This is a genomic window from Microbispora cellulosiformans, from assembly GCF_008728085.1.
Taxonomy (GTDB): domain Bacteria; phylum Actinomycetota; class Actinomycetes; order Streptosporangiales; family Streptosporangiaceae; genus Microbispora; species Microbispora amethystogenes.
Map to the genome: position 1 here is coordinate 196,456 of NZ_VYTZ01000002.1, position 16,322 is coordinate 212,777.

13 protein-coding genes and 1 pseudogene are annotated in these 16,322 nt (G+C 70.7%); 6 read left to right on the top strand and 8 right to left on the bottom strand.

Annotation, left to right across the window (positions count from 1 at the left end; genetic code table 11):
- Window position 1 precedes the first annotated feature (1 nt).
- Both F5972_RS05035 and F5972_RS05040 read right to left on the bottom strand, forming a co-directional pair.
- Complete coding sequence (locus F5972_RS05035) at window positions 2-1,009, bottom strand: hypothetical protein (protein WP_150931582.1); 1,008 nt, start codon at window positions 1,007-1,009, stop codon at window positions 2-4.
- A gap of 22 nt (window positions 1,010-1,031) precedes the next feature.
- A complete protein-coding gene (locus F5972_RS05040; protein WP_150931584.1) occupies window positions 1,032-1,643 on the bottom strand; it encodes an RICIN domain-containing protein in 612 nt (203 codons plus the stop codon).
- A gap of 815 nt (window positions 1,644-2,458) precedes the next feature.
- Between F5972_RS05040 and F5972_RS05050 the strand changes: the two genes are divergently transcribed.
- On the top strand, window positions 2,459-3,589 hold the full coding sequence (locus F5972_RS05050; RefSeq protein ID WP_449843634.1) for an IS110 family transposase: 1,131 nt from the start codon (window positions 2,459-2,461) through the stop codon (window positions 3,587-3,589).
- A 1-nt stretch (window position 3,590) separates the two neighbouring features.
- Window positions 3,591-3,946: pseudogene (locus F5972_RS05055) on the top strand (transposase family protein); the annotation flags it as partial.
- A 99-nt stretch (window positions 3,947-4,045) separates the two neighbouring features.
- On the opposite strand, the gene F5972_RS36925 reads toward F5972_RS05055, so the two are convergent.
- The 5 genes from F5972_RS36925 to F5972_RS05080 all read right to left on the bottom strand — a co-directional run bounded on the left by F5972_RS36925 (window position 4,046) and on the right by F5972_RS05080 (window position 9,872).
- Window positions 4,046-4,138, bottom strand: a complete 93-nt coding sequence (locus F5972_RS36925; RefSeq protein WP_191909956.1) for an FAD-dependent thymidylate synthase — start codon at window positions 4,136-4,138, stop codon at window positions 4,046-4,048.
- Between the two features lie 143 nt (window positions 4,139-4,281).
- Window positions 4,282-5,430, bottom strand: a complete 1,149-nt coding sequence (locus tag F5972_RS05065) for an acyl-CoA dehydrogenase family protein (RefSeq protein ID WP_150931587.1) — start codon at window positions 5,428-5,430, stop codon at window positions 4,282-4,284.
- Window position 5,431: 1 nt separating this feature from the next.
- The gene (locus F5972_RS05070; protein ID WP_150931589.1) at window positions 5,432-6,325 is read right to left on the bottom strand and encodes a hydroxymethylglutaryl-CoA lyase; all 894 of its coding nucleotides are present in this window, start codon (window positions 6,323-6,325) and stop codon (window positions 5,432-5,434) included.
- The gene (locus tag F5972_RS05075; RefSeq protein WP_150932556.1) at window positions 6,316-8,268 is read right to left on the bottom strand and encodes an acetyl/propionyl/methylcrotonyl-CoA carboxylase subunit alpha; all 1,953 of its coding nucleotides are present in this window, start codon (window positions 8,266-8,268) and stop codon (window positions 6,316-6,318) included. Before F5972_RS05075 ends, F5972_RS05070 begins: the two co-directional genes overlap by 10 nt.
- A gap of 29 nt (window positions 8,269-8,297) precedes the next feature.
- A complete protein-coding gene (locus F5972_RS05080) occupies window positions 8,298-9,872 on the bottom strand; it encodes a carboxyl transferase domain-containing protein (RefSeq protein WP_150931591.1) in 1,575 nt (524 codons plus the stop codon).
- A 46-nt stretch (window positions 9,873-9,918) separates the two neighbouring features.
- Here F5972_RS05080 and F5972_RS05085 point away from each other — a divergent pair, with 46 nt between their 5' ends.
- A complete protein-coding gene (locus F5972_RS05085; RefSeq protein ID WP_150931593.1) occupies window positions 9,919-10,494 on the top strand; it encodes an SACE_7040 family transcriptional regulator in 576 nt (191 codons plus the stop codon).
- Window positions 10,495-10,524: 30 nt separating this feature from the next.
- Here F5972_RS05085 and F5972_RS05090 read toward each other — a convergent pair whose 3' ends face one another.
- Window positions 10,525-12,744, bottom strand: coding sequence for a thiamine pyrophosphate-dependent enzyme (locus F5972_RS05090; RefSeq protein WP_150931595.1), 2,220 nt, complete (start codon window positions 12,742-12,744; stop codon window positions 10,525-10,527).
- 225 nt (window positions 12,745-12,969) lie between these two features.
- Between F5972_RS05090 and F5972_RS36930 the strand changes: the two genes are divergently transcribed.
- The 3 genes from F5972_RS36930 (at window position 12,970) to F5972_RS05105 (ending at window position 16,186) form a co-directional block, all read left to right on the top strand.
- Entirely contained in the window at window positions 12,970-14,301 is a 1,332-nt protein-coding gene (locus F5972_RS36930) for a hypothetical protein (RefSeq protein WP_191909957.1), read from the top strand.
- Between the two features lie 200 nt (window positions 14,302-14,501).
- Window positions 14,502-14,780 carry an acyl carrier protein gene (locus F5972_RS05100; RefSeq protein WP_150931597.1) on the top strand — a complete coding sequence of 93 codons (279 nt, stop codon included), beginning with the start codon at window positions 14,502-14,504 and terminating at the stop codon, window positions 14,778-14,780.
- A complete protein-coding gene (locus F5972_RS05105) occupies window positions 14,777-16,186 on the top strand; it encodes a condensation domain-containing protein (RefSeq protein WP_150931599.1) in 1,410 nt (469 codons plus the stop codon). The genes F5972_RS05100 and F5972_RS05105 overlap by 4 nt, the downstream gene beginning before the upstream one ends.
- The last annotated feature ends 136 nt before the right edge of the window (window positions 16,187-16,322 follow it).

Here is a 16,322-nt window from a genome sequence, read left to right on the forward strand (position 1 = left end):
GTCAGGAGCCGTTTGATTCGATCAGAGCCTTCGCGTTGTCGACCCAGTCCTCGAAAACGGGTCCAGCCTCGGCTAGCTTTGTCTTGTTCTGCTCGACCAGGGACTGTTCATAAGCAGCTCGTATGGTTTTGTAAACGCCGACCAAGTTGACTTCCGCTTGGCATGTCGCATCGGCGAACGCCGTCTTCCGCTCTTCTTCGCCGGCGGGTTCCGACGCTTCTCGTGAGGCCCATCTCGGGTCGTTGCGCAACAGCACCGGATCCGGGTACGGGAGACCATGGCGTGCCATGCACGCGGACCAGGCGGCAAAGGCCTCCCGGACCCTGCTGTCATGCAATGCCGACAGTCGAGAATCTACCGCCAGCGACCGCGGGTCGACCGGAAGGCGGGCTTCGCCTCCGTGAATCCGTGAGCTTGCATCTTCGACGCAACCACCCGCCGGGATGGCTTTACCTGCGGCCGTCTGCCTCGCCCCGCCCTCGAAGGCATTGCGCTCCTCCTTCGTCGGTTCATGCCGCCTTCGACCATCCTCACGAAGGGCGCTTACGCTCGCTCCTCCGACTGCCGGCCGCGGGTATCCGGACTTGGCCGCGAGATCCGGATCGAGGTACTCCACGTAGTCGTACTCGGTGTAGTCAGCGGGGTCCCAGGTGCGGATGGTGTCTGCCGTCCAGTTGGTGAAACCGAGCCTGCGCATGCATTCGGCAGCCGCGATGTCGCGGGCTTTGTCAATTCGCTTGACGTCATCGATGGCTGTCATGTAACGGTCGAGCGGCATCGGTACCGGTCTGGCGTCTCTGATGTGCGGAATGGCTCCAACCGACGGTTCGGCAGTCGAGGTGGCCATGGGCGGGCCGCTGGTCGGCGGCAGTTCGGATAACGCCGGCGACTGGGACGTGACCGGTTGAGGCTCCGCCCCGGTCACTGCAGCAACTGAAGCACCGCACCCTGAGACCGATCCGACGAGCGCAAGCACCGAAAGCGCGAGCACACGGGGGTTGTATGGCATTGCAAGTCACCTTCCCGAAGACTTAGACGCCGTTCCGCTTCCACCAGCACCTCGCTTGGGGATAGCCCATATCGTATTCGCAGTGGTCGGAATAGTCGAGCTCTGCGCTATCACCGTTCGATGTTGATGTCAGATGGTCCCAATAGACGTTGCCATTACAGCCCGCCTTGTTGATCCACTGGTCGAAGTAGCGGCCGTAGGAGTTGGACCAGGCGCTCGCGATCCTCCAGTGCTGCCACGACTGCCCCGTCCAGTAATACTGGTAGACGCTGCAGTCGGAGGCGCCAGAGCCTGGCGGGTCATACCGATCCAAGGACTTCCCGCTGTTGTAGTTGACCAGCCTGTAGTATCCATCTGATTGTTTGTAGTCACTCCACCACTGATTCAACGAGTCGGGATTGTACGGCCAGGTGATCACCCGGGCGCCGTCGCTTGTGCTGGACTGCCAGATTTCGAGGTAACCGCCCGTCCAGACGTTTTGCCACCGGTACGTACCGTCAGCATTTGCCTGACCTGGCATCAGGAGTGTGCCACCGAAGCCGGCGACCACCATGCCGATCACGCCGATAATTCGGGTCAGTTTGGAACGGCTCTTCTTGAGTGTAGGCGAGGGTGAGGATCCTGTGGTTCTCACGGAAATCTCCTTCGCAGAGCGAGACGCGAATCGTCCATTTGATACGGATGAGCCTAATTTGCACTTACAGATGGAGACTGTCCTACGTAAAGCGCGTAAGTCAACCCCTTGAACTAAGGCAGGGAGCGCAATCCTCCTACCATGTGCACCTCGTCGTATCGACAGCAGGCCTAATCACAGTGAGCCTTTTTCATCCTGCGTAACGCTACGCTTCGACCGCTTGCCGGAATCCGCTCGAACCAGCATGCAAGCGAACGGATATGAGTGTCTTGTCTTTTTCTGCACACTTGATGTCGTTTCGTGCACTGTGTCGGTGAGCTGGGCGTGGCCGCGGGGCGGGGGCGGGGGCGGGGGCGGGGGCGGGGGCGGCCAAGGGCACCACCAAAGTCATGGGCGGACGCGTGCCTGGGATAATCGTGGGAGAGGTTTGGGCTTTGCTGGACGTCCATGCAGCTCAGGCCGCTTACCTCGGCGGTATGGCCACCACTCTCCTAAGTGATCACTCGGAGTCTGTGAAGACATTTGAAGATCGAGTGACGGCTGTGGCCGACGGCGCAGACCCTGGCCACTGAGCCATTTTCATCCTGATCATGCTGGTCAGGAGGGGCCCAGGAGGCTCGATGCTGTCTTACAGTGACGATGTAGATGAACGCCTCCCGGCGAGCTCTGACCCACTGTCTTACTGACCTCGGGTCCTCAACGGGATCTGTCGGCCTCACTCGGGAGGCGTTCACCTGCACTCACCGACGCGACGGGGTGACCTCATAGGAGCCTGGCCAGAGGCCCCATCACTGTCTTGTCCGCCCGCCCGGCTGGTGCGTGCCGCCCTTCCCCCAGAGGATGAGAACAGGACGGCGATCGCTTCCATTACACCTCAGGTCACCGGTCCCGGCGAGATCGTCGGCGGCGTCGACACCCACCGAGACACCCATACCGCCGCTGCGCTCGACAGCGCCGGACGGGTCCTGGCCACCGAGCAGTTCCCCGCTACCGCCACCGGATATGTCGCCCTACTGACCTGGTTGGGTACCTTCGGCACCCTGATGCTGGTCGGTATCGAAGGCACCGGCGCCTACGGTGCCGGCCTAGCCCGCTACCTGCACCGCCAGGGCGTGGCGATGGTGGAGGTCGACCGGCCCGACCGCAAGACCCGCCGCCGTCAGGGCAAATCCGACCCCGTCGACGCCGTGGCCGCCGCCCGGGCCGCACTCGCCCAGCACCGCACCGGCATCCCCAAGCAGCGCGACGGCCACGTGGAGGCCCTGCGCAACCTGCGCGTGGCCCGCCGCTCGGCCGTCGACCAGCGCGCTGATACCCAACGGCAAATCAAAGCCCTGATCGTCACCGCCCCCGAGCCGCTGCGCGATCAGCTGCGCGGCCTGACCGTCCGGCAACTGATCGTCACCTGCGCCGCCTGGCGCTGCGAGCGGGTCCACACCGGTGACCCCGCCACCGCGGGCAGGATCGCGCTACGCGTTCTGGCCCTCCGCCATCAGCGGCTCACCGCCGAGATCACCGAACTCGACGAGCTGATCGCCCCGCTCATCGAGCAGATCAATCCCGCCCTGCTGAAATTGACCGGTGTCGGCCCTGACGTGGCCGGGCAGTTGCTGGTCACCGCCGGCGAGAATGCCGGGCGGCTGCGCTCAGAAGCTGCCTTCGCCATGCTCTGCGGGGTGGCTCCGCTGCCGGCCTCCTCCGGCCGCACCGACCGCCACCGCCTCAATCGCGGTGGCGACCGCCAGGCCAACTGCGCTCTGCACCGCATCGTGCTGTGCCGGATGCGCTGGGACGGGCGCACCCGCGACTACGTCGCCCGTCGCACGAAGGATGGCCTATCAAAGCCAGAGATCATGCGGTGCCTCAAGCGGTATATCGCTCGGGAGGTCTATCGCGTTCTGATACCGCCCGCTACCACCTCAAGCGATCTTCAAACGGCGGCTTGACATCCATAGGAGCATCCCTGCCGCGATTCCCCTGACGAACCGCACCCTTGCCCGTCTGTCCGAACTCATCCACGTCCGCCGCGCCGACCGCCGCAACCGGTGGCGGCGCCTGAAGCCAGGGCAGCAGGCGCTGCTGGTACCGGCTCACCTGCGTAAGGGGGCACCTATGCTCGCCTGACCGCGGACTTTGCGATCGGCACCGCCACCGCTTGGCGGTACGTGCGCGAGTCGGTCGACCTTCTCGCCTCCCTGGCCGACGACGTCCACGCCGCTGCGGCCCAGGCCTGCCGGCTTGCCTACACCATCCTCGACGGCACGCTCATCCCAATCAACCGCGTCGCCGACCAGAAGCCGTACTAGGCCTGCGGAATTAGGACCTGATCAAAGACGTGATGCCGGCCGACAGGAAACCCCGTGGCTGAATCCGTCACCCGCTGCGCCTACCTGGCCAGCCCATCACACCGGAGGTGGCCGAGAGCCGGGCCGGTGCCGCACCAGCTCATGGGAGGCGACCCGGGAGATGTCGCGGAGCACGAACGAGAAGCTCACGCGCTCTACCTGAGATTGAACTCGTAGCGTCGCAGATTTGATCACGTCGGAGTGAAGATCAGCCCGGTCTCGGCGAGGCGTGAATCGCGGTCGGCTTACAACGGGTGAGTTGCCGAGCTCGGATGGGCCAAGGCGGAACGGGGTCAGGTGGGCAGGCCGAGTTCGCGGGCGATGAGCATGCGCTGGACCTCGCTGGTGCCCTCGCCGATCTCCAGGATCTTCGCGTCGCGGTAGAAGCGGCCGACAGGGAACTCGTTCATGAAGCCGTAGCCGCCGAAGACCTGGGTGGCGTCGCGGGCGTTGTCCATCGCGGCGTTCGACGCGACGAGCTTGGCGATCGCCGCCTCCTTCTTGAACGGCAGGCCGGCCACCATCCGCTCGGCGGCGTGGTAGTAGGCCAGGCGCGCCGTGTGCGCCCGCGCCTCCATGTCGGCGATCTTGAACTGGATGGCCTGGTAGCCCCCGATCTCCTGGCCGAAGGCCCGGCGCTCCCGCGCGTACCGCAGCGACTCGTCCACGCAGCCCTGGGCGAGGCCGACCGACACCGCGGCGATCGCCACCCGGCCCTCGTCGAGCGTCTGCAGGAACTGCGCGTAGCCCCGACCGCGCTCCCCGAGGATGTTCTCCTCCGGCACGCGGCAGTCGGTGAAGGAGAGCTCGCGGGTGTCGGAGGCCGACCAGCCGACCTTGGAATACTTCTTCGACACCGTCATGCCTGGCGTGCCCGACGGCACGAGGATCGTGGAGATCTCCGGCCGGCCGTCCTCCCGGCGGCCGGTGATCGCCGCCACCGCGACGACCCCGGTGATGTCGGTGCCGGAGTTGGTGATGAACGCCTTGGATCCGTTGATCACCCACTCGCCGCCGTCGAGGGCGGCGGTGGTGCGCATGCCGCCCGCCACGTCGGAGCCGCCGCCGGGCTCGGTCAGCCCGAAGGCCCCCAGGATCTCCCCCGCCGCCATGCCCGGCAGCCAGCGCCGCTTCTGCTCGTCGGTGCCGTACCGGAGGATCGGCATCGCGCCCAGCGACACCGCCGCCTCCAGGGTGATCGCCACGGAGGAGTCGACCCGGGCCAGCTCCTCCAGGGCCAGGCACAGCGTGAAGTAGTCGCCGCCCATGCCGCCGTACTCCTCCGGGACGGGCAGGCCGAACAGGCCCATCGCGCCCATCCTGCGGACGACGTCGTACGGGAACTCGCACCGCTCGTAGTAGTCGCCGATGACGGGGGCGACCACCTCGCGGGCGAACTCCTCCACGGACTTGCGCAGCTCGACGTGCTCGTCGTTGAGCATCTCAGATCTCCTTGGCCAGAGCCTGGACGACGCGGGAGGGGCTCGGCCGGCCCAGGATTCCGGCGAGCCACAGGCTGGTGGCGGCCAGCGACCTGACGTCCACCCCGGTCTCGACACCGAGGCCGTCGAGCATCCAGACCAGGTCCTCGGTCGCGAGGTTGCCGGTGGCACTTTTGGCATACGGGCAGCCGCCGATGCCTCCGGCGGAGGAGTCGACGACGGTGATCCCCCGCCTCAGCGCGGTCAGCGTGTTGGCGAGGGCCTGGCCGTAGGTGTCGTGGAAGTGGACGGCGAGCCGCTCCGGCCCCACACCGGCCTCGGCGAAGGCGTCGAGCAGGTCCTCGACGTGGCGGGGCGTGCCGACGCCGATGGTGTCGCCCAGCGACAGCTCGTGGCAGCCGAGGTCGAGCAGCCTGCGCCCGATCCTGGCCACCTGCGCGGGCGCGACCGGCCCCTCCCAGGGATCGGCGAAGCACATCGAGACGTACGCCCTGACCCGCAGGCCGTGGGCCAGGGCCCGCTCGACGACCGGCGCGAACATCTCGAACTGCGACTCGACCGTACGGTTGAGGTTGCGCCGCGCGAACGACTCGGTGGCGCTGCCGAAGATCGCGATGTCGGTGACGCCCTGCTCCAGGGCCCGGTCGAGGCCTTTCTCGTTGGGGACGAGCACCGGGTAGCGGACCCCGGGCACCCGGGGCAGGCTCTCCAGCAGCTCACTCGCGTCGGCGAGCTGGGGCACCCACTTGGGGTGGACGAAGCTCGTCGTCTCGATCGTGGTCAGTCCGGCCTCGGCGAGGCGGGCGACGAACTCGCGCTTGACCTCCACGGGCACGACGGCCGACTCGTTCTGCAGGCCGTCGCGCGGCCCCACCTCGTAGATCGTCACTCGCACGGTGTCACCACCGCCAGCACCGCGTCCAGGTCCACCGTCTGCCCCGGCCGCACCCGCAGTTCTGCGAGCACGCCGTCGTCCGGCGCCGTCAGGGTGTGTTCCATCTTCATCGCCTCCACCACGACCAGCGGCTGCCCGGCGGTGACCCGGTCGCCCTGGGCCGCCTTCACCAGCAGCACCGTTCCCGGCATCGGGCTGCGGAGCACGCCGTCCCCGGCGAGCGCGCCGCCCGCCCGGTCTCCCGGGTCGCCGGGCTCGTGCCGGGTGACCGGCCAGGCCCGGCCGCCCTCGGCGAGCCAGAGCGTGCCGCGGTCGCGGGCGACCGCGTACCGGCGGGTGACCCCGCCGAGCGACACGACGGCTTCGCCGTCGCCGGGCCGCGTCAGCCGCGCCCGGCCGAGTGAACGACCATTAACTTCCACCTCGGCGCCGTCCGCCGATCCCGCGATCCGCACCGGCACACCGAGGTGGTGGACCGTCCAGGCGCGCTCGCCGATCCGCCAGCCGTCGTTGACGTCCCAGGGACCGCCGGCGGACCCGGCGAAGTCCGCGTGGAAGACGAGCGCCGCGGCGGCGAGCACCTCGTCCGGCACGCCACCGCCCGCAGGGCCGTTCACCAGGTCGCCGAGCCGGCGCTCGACCAGGCCGGTGTCGAGCCGCCCGGCCGCGACCTCGGGATCGGCCAGCAGCGCCCGCAGGAAACCGACGTTGGTGGTGACGCCGAGGATCACCGTGGAGCCGAGCGCCCGGTCGAGGGCCGCGAGCGCGCCCGCCCGGTCCGGGGCCCAGGCGACCGCCTTGGCCAGCATGGGGTCGTAGTCGCTGCCCACGACCATGCCCTCGGCGAGCCCGGAGTCGAACCTGAGGCCCTGCCCGGCGGGCTCCCGCAGCGCCAGGATCCGGCCCCCGGTGGGCAGGAAGTCGCGGGCGGGGTCCTCGGCGTACACGCGGGCCTCGGCCGCGTGGCCGCGCAGGCGCACCTCGTCCTGCCCGAACGGCAGCGCCTCGCCGGAGGCGATCCGCAGCTGCAGTTCGACGAGGTCGAGGCCGGTCACCATCTCGGTCACCGGGTGCTCGACCTGGAGCCGGGTGTTCATCTCCATGAAGGAGAAGCCCCCCGGGTCGGCGGCCGGGACGATGAACTCGACCGTCCCCGCGCCGACGTAGCCGACCGACCGCGCGGCCTCCACCGCCGCCGCGCCCATCCGCGCCCGCGTCGCGTCGTCCAGCAGCGGGGACGGCGCCTCCTCCACGATCTTCTGGTGCCTGCGCTGCAGGCTGCACTCGCGCTCGCCGAGGTGGACGACGTTGCCGTGCGCGTCGGCCATGACCTGGATCTCGATGTGCCGGGGGCCGTCAACGTACCGCTCCAGCAGCAGCGTGCCGTCCCCGAAGGCGGCCACGGCGGTGCGGCGGGCCGACTCGATCGCCGCGGGCAGGTCCTCCGCCGAGGCGACCCGCAGCATGCCCTTGCCGCCTCCGCCCGCCGACGGCTTGATCAGCACGGGGAAGCCGATGCGCCCGGCCGCCTCGGTCAGGTCGTCGCGGGGCTCGGCGCCGCCGGGGACGACCGGCACGCCCGCGCGGGCGACCGTCTCCTTGGCCCGGATCTTGTCGCCCATCGCCTCGATGGCCTCGGGCGTCGGGCCGACGAAGACCAGGCCCTCTTCCGCGCAGCGGCGGGCGAACGCGGCGTTCTCGGCGAGGAAGCCGTATCCGGGATGGATCGCCTCGGCGCCGCTCGTCCGGGCCGCCTCGACGATCCCGTCGGCGTCGAGATAGCCGCGCGGGAGCCGTACGGCGAGGTCGGCCTCGCGCACGTGCCGGGCGTCGCGGTCGGCGTCGCTGTGGACGGCGACCGCGCGCACGCCCAGCGCGCGCAGCGTCCGGATGATCCGGACGGCGATCTCGCCCCGGTTGGCGATCAGCACGCTGGTGAACATCACGAGAGAACCCGAGTCATCACACTGCCTCACATCCGGAAGACGCCGTAGCCGACGGGTTCGAGGGGGGCGTTGGCCGCGGCGCCGAGCGCCAGGCCGAGGACGGTCCTGGTGTCCACCGGGTCGATCACCCCGTCGTCCCACAGGCGGGCCGTCGAGTAGTAGGGGCTGCCCTGGTGCTCGTAGCGGGCCCGGATCTCGTCGGGGTCGGCGTCGCCGACCATGGACAGGACCGTGGCGGCCTGCTCACCGCCCATGACCGAGATGCGGGCGTTCGGCCACATCCACAGGAAGCGGGGCGAGTAGGCGCGGCCGGCCATCGCGTAGTTGCCCGCGCCGAACGAGCCGCCGATGATCACGGTGAACTTCGGCACCCGGGCGCAGGCGACCGCCGTGACCATCTTCGCGCCGTGCTTGGCGATGCCCCCGGCCTCGTACGCCTTGCCGACCATGAAGCCGCTGATGTTCTGCAGGAACACCAGCGGGATCGACCGCCGGTCGCACAGCTCGACGAAGTGGGCGCCCTTGAGCGCCGACTCGCCGAACAGGATGCCGTTGTTGGCCACGATCCCGACGGGGTGGCCGTGGACGCGGGCGAACCCGGTCACCAGGGTCGGGCCGTACTCGGTCTTGAACTCCAGGAACCGGCTGCCGTCCACGATCCGGGCGATCACCTCGCGCACGTCGTACGGCCGGCGGGTGTCCTGGGGGACGATCCCGTACAGGTCGTGCGGGTCGTGCAGCGGAGGCTCGGCCGGCGCGACGTCCCAGGGCCGGGGGCCTCTCGGGCCGAGCGACCCGACGATGTCCCGCACGATCTTCAGGGCGTGCGCGTCGTCCTCGGCGAGGTGGTCGGTGACGCCGCTGACGCGGGCGTGGACCTCGCCGCCGCCCAGTTCCTCGGCCGTGACGGTCTCGCCGGTCGCGGCCTTCACCAGCGGCGGCCCGCCGAGGAAGATCGTGCCCTGGTTCCGGACGATCACCGCCTCGTCGCTCATCGCCGGGACGTAGGCGCCGCCCGCGGTGCAGGAGCCGAGCACGGCCGCGATCTGCGGGATGCCCCGCGCCGACATCGTCGCCTGGTTGTAGAAGATGCGCCCGAAGTGCTCCCGATCGGGGAAGACCTCGTCCTGCTTCGGCAGGAACGCCCCGCCCGAGTCGACCAGGTACACGCACGGCAGATTGTTATGGAGCGCGACCTCCTGGGCGCGCAGGTGCTTCTTGACCGTCATGGGGTAGTAGGTGCCGCCCTTGACGGTGGCGTCGTTGGCCACGACCACGACCTCGCGGCCGCCGACCCGGCCCACGCCGGTGATGATCCCGGCGGCCGGGGCCTGGTCGTCGTACATGCCGGTCGCGGCGAGCGGCGACAGTTCGAGGAAGCGCCCGCCGGGGTCGAGGAGGGTGTCGACACGGTCGCGGGGCAGCAGCTTGCCGCGCTCGGCGTGCCGGGCGCGGGCCCGCTCCGGGCCGCCGCGCGCCGCGGCCGCGAGCCGCTCGCGCAGCTCCGCCGCCAGGCGCTCGTTCGCCTCGGCGTCGCGCTTGTACGCCTCGCCGCCCGGGTCGCACCGGCTCTCCAGCACCGGCCAGTCGCTTGTGCTCATGCTGGAATGTTAGTCATCGTTAACTTGCTCCGTCTACCATGGTGCCGTGAAGACCCCTACCCGCAATCGGCGGGCCGAGATCCTCGACGCGGCCGCCGCCCTGTTCGCGGCGCGCGGCTTCCACGGCGTGTCCATCGAGGACATCGGCGCCGCGGTGGGCGTGTCGGGGCCGGCGCTCTACCGGCACTTCAGCGGCAAGGAGGCCCTGCTCACCGAGATGCTGCTCGGGATCAGCGAGCGGCTGCGCGAGCAGGGGGCGCGGCTCGCCACCACCGCCGACCCGGACACCGCGGAGGCGGCCCTGGACGCGCTGCTGGCCGGGCACATCGAGTTCGCGCTGCGCCATCCGGCGCTGATCCGGGTGCAGGAGCGCGAGCTCGACAACGTGCCCGAGCAGGCGAGGCGGGCGATCCGGCGGCTCCAGCGGCTGTACGCCGAGGAGTGGGTGGCCGTGCTGGCCGAACTGCACCCCGACTGCCCGCAGGCCCGGCTGAGGGCCGCCGCGCACGCGGTCTTCGGCCTGCTCAACTCCACCCCGCACAGCGCGGGAGAGCTCTCCCCCGAGGCCATGGCCGGCCTGCTGCACACCATGGCCCGCGCCGCCCTGTGTCAGATCGGGTAATGGTGTCAGATCGGGTGACCGGCCGTTCTGTCAACCCCTGGTCAGGAGGGCGCGGGCGGCCTGCTCGATCTCGGCCTCGGACAGCAGCACGGTGTCGGCCGCCGGGCCCAGCGGTACGAAGCTGTCCCGGGAGGTCACCCGGCTGATCGGGCCGGTGAAGCCGTTGTCGAGCAGCGCCGCCATCACGCCCTCGGAGACGCCGCCGCTGCGCCGGGTCTCGTCGGCGACGAGCACCCGGCCGGTGAGGTCGGCCGCGCGCATGAGGTCGTCGACCGGCAGGGGTGACAGCCACCGCAGGTCGAGCACCCGGCAGCCCATGCCCTCCGCCGTGAGCCGCGCCGCCGCCCGCAGGCTCATCCGCAGCCCGTTGCCGTAGGTGACGATGGTGAGGTCGCGGCCGTCGCCGTAGGAACGGGCCCGCCCGACCGGGACGTGCGTCTCCGCCCAGCGGGCCGGCGGCGCGTACGGCGCGAGCCAGCCGCCGTCGCCCTCCTCGAACAGGTCGCGGGTGTGGTAGAGCGCGATGGGCTCCAGGAACACGCACACACCGCCGTCCACGCGGGCGGCGGCCAGGCACGTGCGGAGCATCTCCGCCGCGTCGTCGGGCCGCGCCGGAGACGCGATGACCAAACCCGGGATATCGCGCAACGCGGCAATTGAGTTGTCATTATGGAAATGTCCCCCAAATCCCTTTTGATAGGCATATGAGGCGACTCGTACGACCAGGGGATTGCGGTAGGCGCCCTTGGAGAAGAACTGCAGGGTCGACGCCTCGCCACGAATCTGGTCAAGGGCGTTGTGCAGATAGGCGAGATATTGGATCTCCGGCACCGGCAGCATCCCCGCCAGCCCGCTGCCGAGCGCGAGCCCGAGGACGGCCTGCTCGTCGAGCAGCGTGTCGAAGACCCGCTCGCCGCCGAACCTGCGCAGCAGCCCGCGCGTGACGCCGTACACCCCGCCCTTGCGGGCCACGTCCTCGCCGAACACCAGGACTCCCGGGTCGGCCGCCATGGCGTCGGCGAGCGCGCGGTTGACGGCCTGCGCGAGCGTGAGCCCGCCCTCCGACTCCGGCGGCGCGGCGAAGGCCCGCTCGCGCTCCCGCGCGGGCGCAGCCCGCAGGGCTCCGGCCGCCACGTCCCGAGGGTCGCGCGGCGCGAGCGGCGCCATCACCTCCGCCGCCGAGGTCAGCCGGGGCCGCCGCCCGCACTCCATCGCCAGCTTGAGCACGTGGTCGCGCTCGGCCTCGTAGCGCGCCAGCAGTTCGTCGGGCTGGGCGAGACCCGCCTCCACCAGCAGTCGCGCCGTACGGACCAGGGGGTCGCGCTCCAGGTCGGCGGCGATCTCCTTGCGGGTGCGGTAGGCGCTCTCGACGTCCGAGCCCGCATGGCCCATCAGCCGCACCGTGCGCAGGTGCAGGAACGCGGGGGCGCGGTTGTCGCGCACGTGGCGGGCGGCGCGCGTCGCGGCGTCGTAGGCGTCGGCGAGGTCGCAGCCGTCGGCGTGGAAATACTCCAGCGCCGGGTGCCTGGCCCGCTCGACCCAGTCGCGCGGGGTCCGCACGCTGATGCCGAGGCCGTTGTCCTCGCACACGAACAGCACCGGCACCCGCAGCCCGCGATGGCTGCCGTACGCCGCGGTGTTGAGGCCTGTGAGGGCGGAGGCGTGGTTCAGCGACGCGTCGCCGAATCCGCAGACGACGACCGCGTCGCGCGGCCACGGCGACGGCAGCCCCAGCGCGCGCGCCTGCTCGATCGCGAAGCCGACGCCGACCGCCCTCGGCAGGTGGCTCGCGATCGTGGAGGTCTGCGGGATGACGGCGAGGCCGGGGTGGCCGAACACCTTGTGCCGGCCGCCCGCGATCGGCTCCTCGGCCGACGCGGCGACCCCCAGCAGCACGTCGCGCAGCCCCTCCTCGGCCAGCCGCCCGGCCTGGGCGGAGCGGGCCAGGTAGAACGCGCCCGACCGGTAGTGCAGCAGCGCGGGGTCGGTCGCCCGGAGCGCCGCGGCCACGGCGGCGTTCCCCTCGTGACCGGACGACCCGATCGTGTAGAAGCCCTCGTCGCGCCCGCGCATCAGGCGGGCGGCGACGTCCAGGAGCCGGCTGCCGAGCTGCACCGCGAACAGTTCCCGGCACCGGGCGCCGGTGAGGCCGGAGCCGGGCCGGACCGGCAGATCCGGGTCCCCGGAGGGCCCCGGGGTCAGCGCCCCCACGGCCTCGGCGAAATGGGTCTCCACTGCTTCCCGTACCACACGGCCGATTATGTCGCAGGATGCTCTCCCCGTCCCGCGCAGTGGGAACTCCCGGCATCGTTCCGGCTATTGATCACCTTAATTGACACAATTTGATGACGAATGTCATTACTCTCAACCTATGCCGGTTATCGCCCGTCTACTTGAGAGCAATGACGTGGCACCCTCAGGCCGCGTTCACCGTTCGACCACCGGGAAGGATGGTTCAGCGGAATGTTGAAACGCATGCGTGCCGTGATCGCGGCAGCGGCCATGGGAGGAGCGGTCGCCCTGGGCGGAGCCGTGGCGCTCCCGGCCACCGCCGGCGCGGCGACGGCGCCGTCTCCGGCTCCGGCGCCGAGCGACCTCGCCGTCTCCCCCAGCCCCGTGATCGTCGCCGGCGGCGCGGGCACGACCGCGACCTTCACCTACAAGGCGGCGGACGCGGGCGCTGCCCGGCTCCTCGACGGGTCGGGCCGGGCCGTCCCGCTCGCCGTCGGCTCCGCCGGCTCCGGCGCCTACACGGCCAGGTACGGCTTCACCTTCAGGGACGAGCCGGGCGCCTGGAAGCTTGAGGTGAAGACCGGGGGCGGCACCGCCACCAAGGAGTTCCAGGTTCACTGGAGCACCGGCCTCGACTTCGCCGCCTCGCCGGACGTGGTCGACCGCGGCGGCGTCGTCCGGCTGACCGGCACGCTCACCTACGGCGCGTCGCGCGGGTACGCCGGCCAGCGGGTGTACCTCGCCTTCAAGCCGGTCGGCGGCTCCTACGGCCGGGTCGGCTGGGTGACGACCGACGGGCGCGGCCGTTTCTCGGCCGACGAGAAGGCGGGCGGGTCCGGCTGGTGGCGCGCCGAGTTCGACGGCACCACCGCCGCCGAGCCCGCGACGAGCGACAGCGACCGGGTCGACGTGCGGGACGCGGCCAGGCGCACCCGCGTCACCGGTTTCGACGCCTCCCCCGACCCCGTACGCGCCGGTGACACCCTGCGCCTGCGCGGCCGGCTGGAGATCGACGGCGGGGACTTCTGGCGCGGCTACCCCGACCACCGCGTGCGGATCCTCTTCAAGCCCGACGGCGGCTACCGCTGGCACTACGTCACCTCGGCCTGGACCGGCGACCGCGGCTTCTTCGCCGCGGACGTCAGGGCGAGGACCTCCGGCTGGTGGCGGGCCGAGTTCGAGACCGTCACCGGCGCGACGGGCTCGGTGAGCTCGTCCGACTACGTCACGGTCCGCGCTCCCCGGCCCGTGCCGCCGCCCGCCGCCGACACCCGGGTGATCCGTTTCGACGCCTCCCCCGAGCCGGTCAGGTACGGCAGATACCTGACCTTCCGCGGCACACTCCAGGTGTGGGACGACGGCTGGGAGGGCTACGGCCACCAGAAGGTGACCGTGTGGTTCAAGAAGGCCGGCGGCTCCTGGCACTACGTCAAGACGCTGCGGACGAACGTCTCCGGCAAGTTCTGGGGCAAGACCAAGGCGACCCGCTCCGGAAGCTGGAAGGTGGTCTTCCCCGGTGGCGACGACGCCCGTCGCTCGTCCAGCCGCAGCGACCGGGTCCGCGTGAAGCACTAGAGAAATCGCTCGATCGGCCCGGGGCGGGTGTCACGCCCCGGGCCGTTCCGTTTCGAAGGAGAGAACCCGTTTCCGAAACTTTTCGGACGGCGTCTTTTCTGTTTCGTTGTCATACCCGAACCGATTTGCCTATGCTTCCATCCCAGGTCGGCATGGTTCCCCCGCGACCACGGAGGATGTCAGATGACGGGCGGTGCGGCATGACGGCCGGGCGGTACAGGCGGGCCCTGGCGGAACTGGTCGCCGAGGTGTCCGACGGCGCGATCGGCGCCGAGGAGGCGCTCGCCGGCGAGCGGTCGCTGTCCGCGCTCGGCCTGACCTCGGTGGCCCGGGTCCGGCTCGTCGACGCGATCGAGGACACCTTCGGGGTCGAGGTCGGCCTCGGCGGCGACTGGTCCTCGCTGGAGAGCGTCGACGCCCTCGCCGTGCTGGTGTCCCGGGCCGCCGAGCCCGGTGACCGGACCGCGGCAGACGCGTGACGACGCCGGAGGGCTCCCCGGCGCGGGCCGCGGGCGCGACGGTGGAGTTCCACGGCGCGCGGGAGGGCGAGGCGACGCTGACCTGGGGGCAGCGGCTGATCTGGCGCGCCGTCCACCTGATGGGCGACAGTCAGTCCTTCCTCAACTGCCCCTGGGTGCTGCCGGTGTACGGCAGGCGCGACCTCGCCACCGTGCTGGACGCGCTGCGCGTGCTGCTCGAACGGCACGAGACCCTGCGTACCACCTTCCACGGCACGCCGGAGGGCCCGGTGCAGCGGGTGAGACGCGACGGCCGCCTCGTCGTGGACCTGGTGGAGGCGGGGCAGGACCGGGCCCTGCGCGCGGCCGAACGGATCGCCGGCGAGCTGAGCACGACGGCCTTCGTCCACGACGGCGACCTGCCGCTGCGCTGCGCCGTCGTCCTCAAGGCCGGGCGGCCCATGGCGCTGGCGCTGACCTTCTCCCACCTGGCCGTGGACTTCCAGGCCCTGAGCCTGCTCGCGGAGGAGTGGAAGATCCTGCTCAGAGGGGAGGATCCGCCGCCCGCCGACTGGCATCCGATGGACCAGGCGGCCCTGGAGCGCGAGGAGTCGTTCCAGGCCCGCTCGGCCAGGTCGATCCGCTACTGGCGGGCCGTCCTGGAGGAGGCGCCGCTCGACGTGTTCGACCACCCTCCGGGCGAGCCGGAGGACCCCCGGTTCATCGAGGTCGGCATGGAGTCGGTCGCGCTCGCCGCGGCGGCCGAGACGCTGGCCGGGCGGTGGACCATCAGCACGACCAGCGTCCTGCTCGGCGCGTGCGCGACCGTCCTCGCCACGGTGAGCGGCCGCCAGAGGGCGGTCATGCAGCTCGTGCACAGCAACCGCCGCGACCCGCGCACCCGGACCATGATCGGCAACGTCGGCCAGGACGGCCTGTTCGTCCTCGACCCGCCCTCCGACGGCTTCGCCGACGCCTGCCGGGAGGCGCACCGCGCCGCCTTCACGGCGTACCGCAACGCGCACTACGACCCCTTCGCCATGCAGGCCATGCGCGAGGAGATCGGCCGCCTCCGCGGCCGGGAGCCGGACCTCGACGCGTTCTTCAACGACCGGCGCACCGTCGGCACCTGGCCGGGCGTGCCCCGGCCCGCGTCCGGCGAGATCGCCGATCTGACCGCGAACACCCGCACGTACGTCACGAACGCCTGGCCCGGCGTCCGGTTCAAGGCGTTCTTCACCGTGGGCGCGGCCACCGACACCGGACAGCTCAGCCTCATCGCCGACACCGCCTACCTGCCCCGGGAGACGGCCCGCGCCATGCTCCTCGGCGTGGAGTCGCTGCTGGTCCGCGCCCTCGACGAGGACGTCCCGCTCGCCGCCGTCCCCCGGGTGTGCGGGGTCGGCCCGTACGCCGGGACCCCCTAGCTGTACCGGCCACAGAGGTTGGGTGCGGCACGCGCGAACCCTCCCGCGTGATCGCGGACCGGCGCCGGAAATCCCGTACGACCGGTTCGTACCGGCGGCTAGAGTCGATGATCATCGGTGGGCGCTGCATCGGGGG

Excerpts from the sequence above, each read along its gene's own strand:
- F5972_RS05035 (WP_150931582.1), bottom strand. The coding sequence starts at position 1,009 with ATGCCATACAACCCCCGTGTGCTCGCGCTTTCGGTGCTTGCGCTCGTC.
- F5972_RS05065 (WP_150931587.1), bottom strand. The coding sequence starts at position 5,430 with ATGCTCAACGACGAGCACGTCGAGCTGCGCAAGTCCGTGGAGGAGTTC.
- F5972_RS05075 (WP_150932556.1), bottom strand. The coding sequence starts at position 8,268 with ATGTTCACCAGCGTGCTGATCGCCAACCGGGGCGAGATCGCCGTCCGG.
- F5972_RS05080 (WP_150931591.1), bottom strand. The coding sequence starts at position 9,872 with ATGAGCACAAGCGACTGGCCGGTGCTGGAGAGCCGGTGCGACCCGGGC.
- F5972_RS36930 (WP_191909957.1), top strand. The coding sequence starts at position 12,970 with ATGCGTGCCGTGATCGCGGCAGCGGCCATGGGAGGAGCGGTCGCCCTG.
- F5972_RS05100 (WP_150931597.1), top strand. The coding sequence starts at position 14,502 with ATGACGGCCGGGCGGTACAGGCGGGCCCTGGCGGAACTGGTCGCCGAG.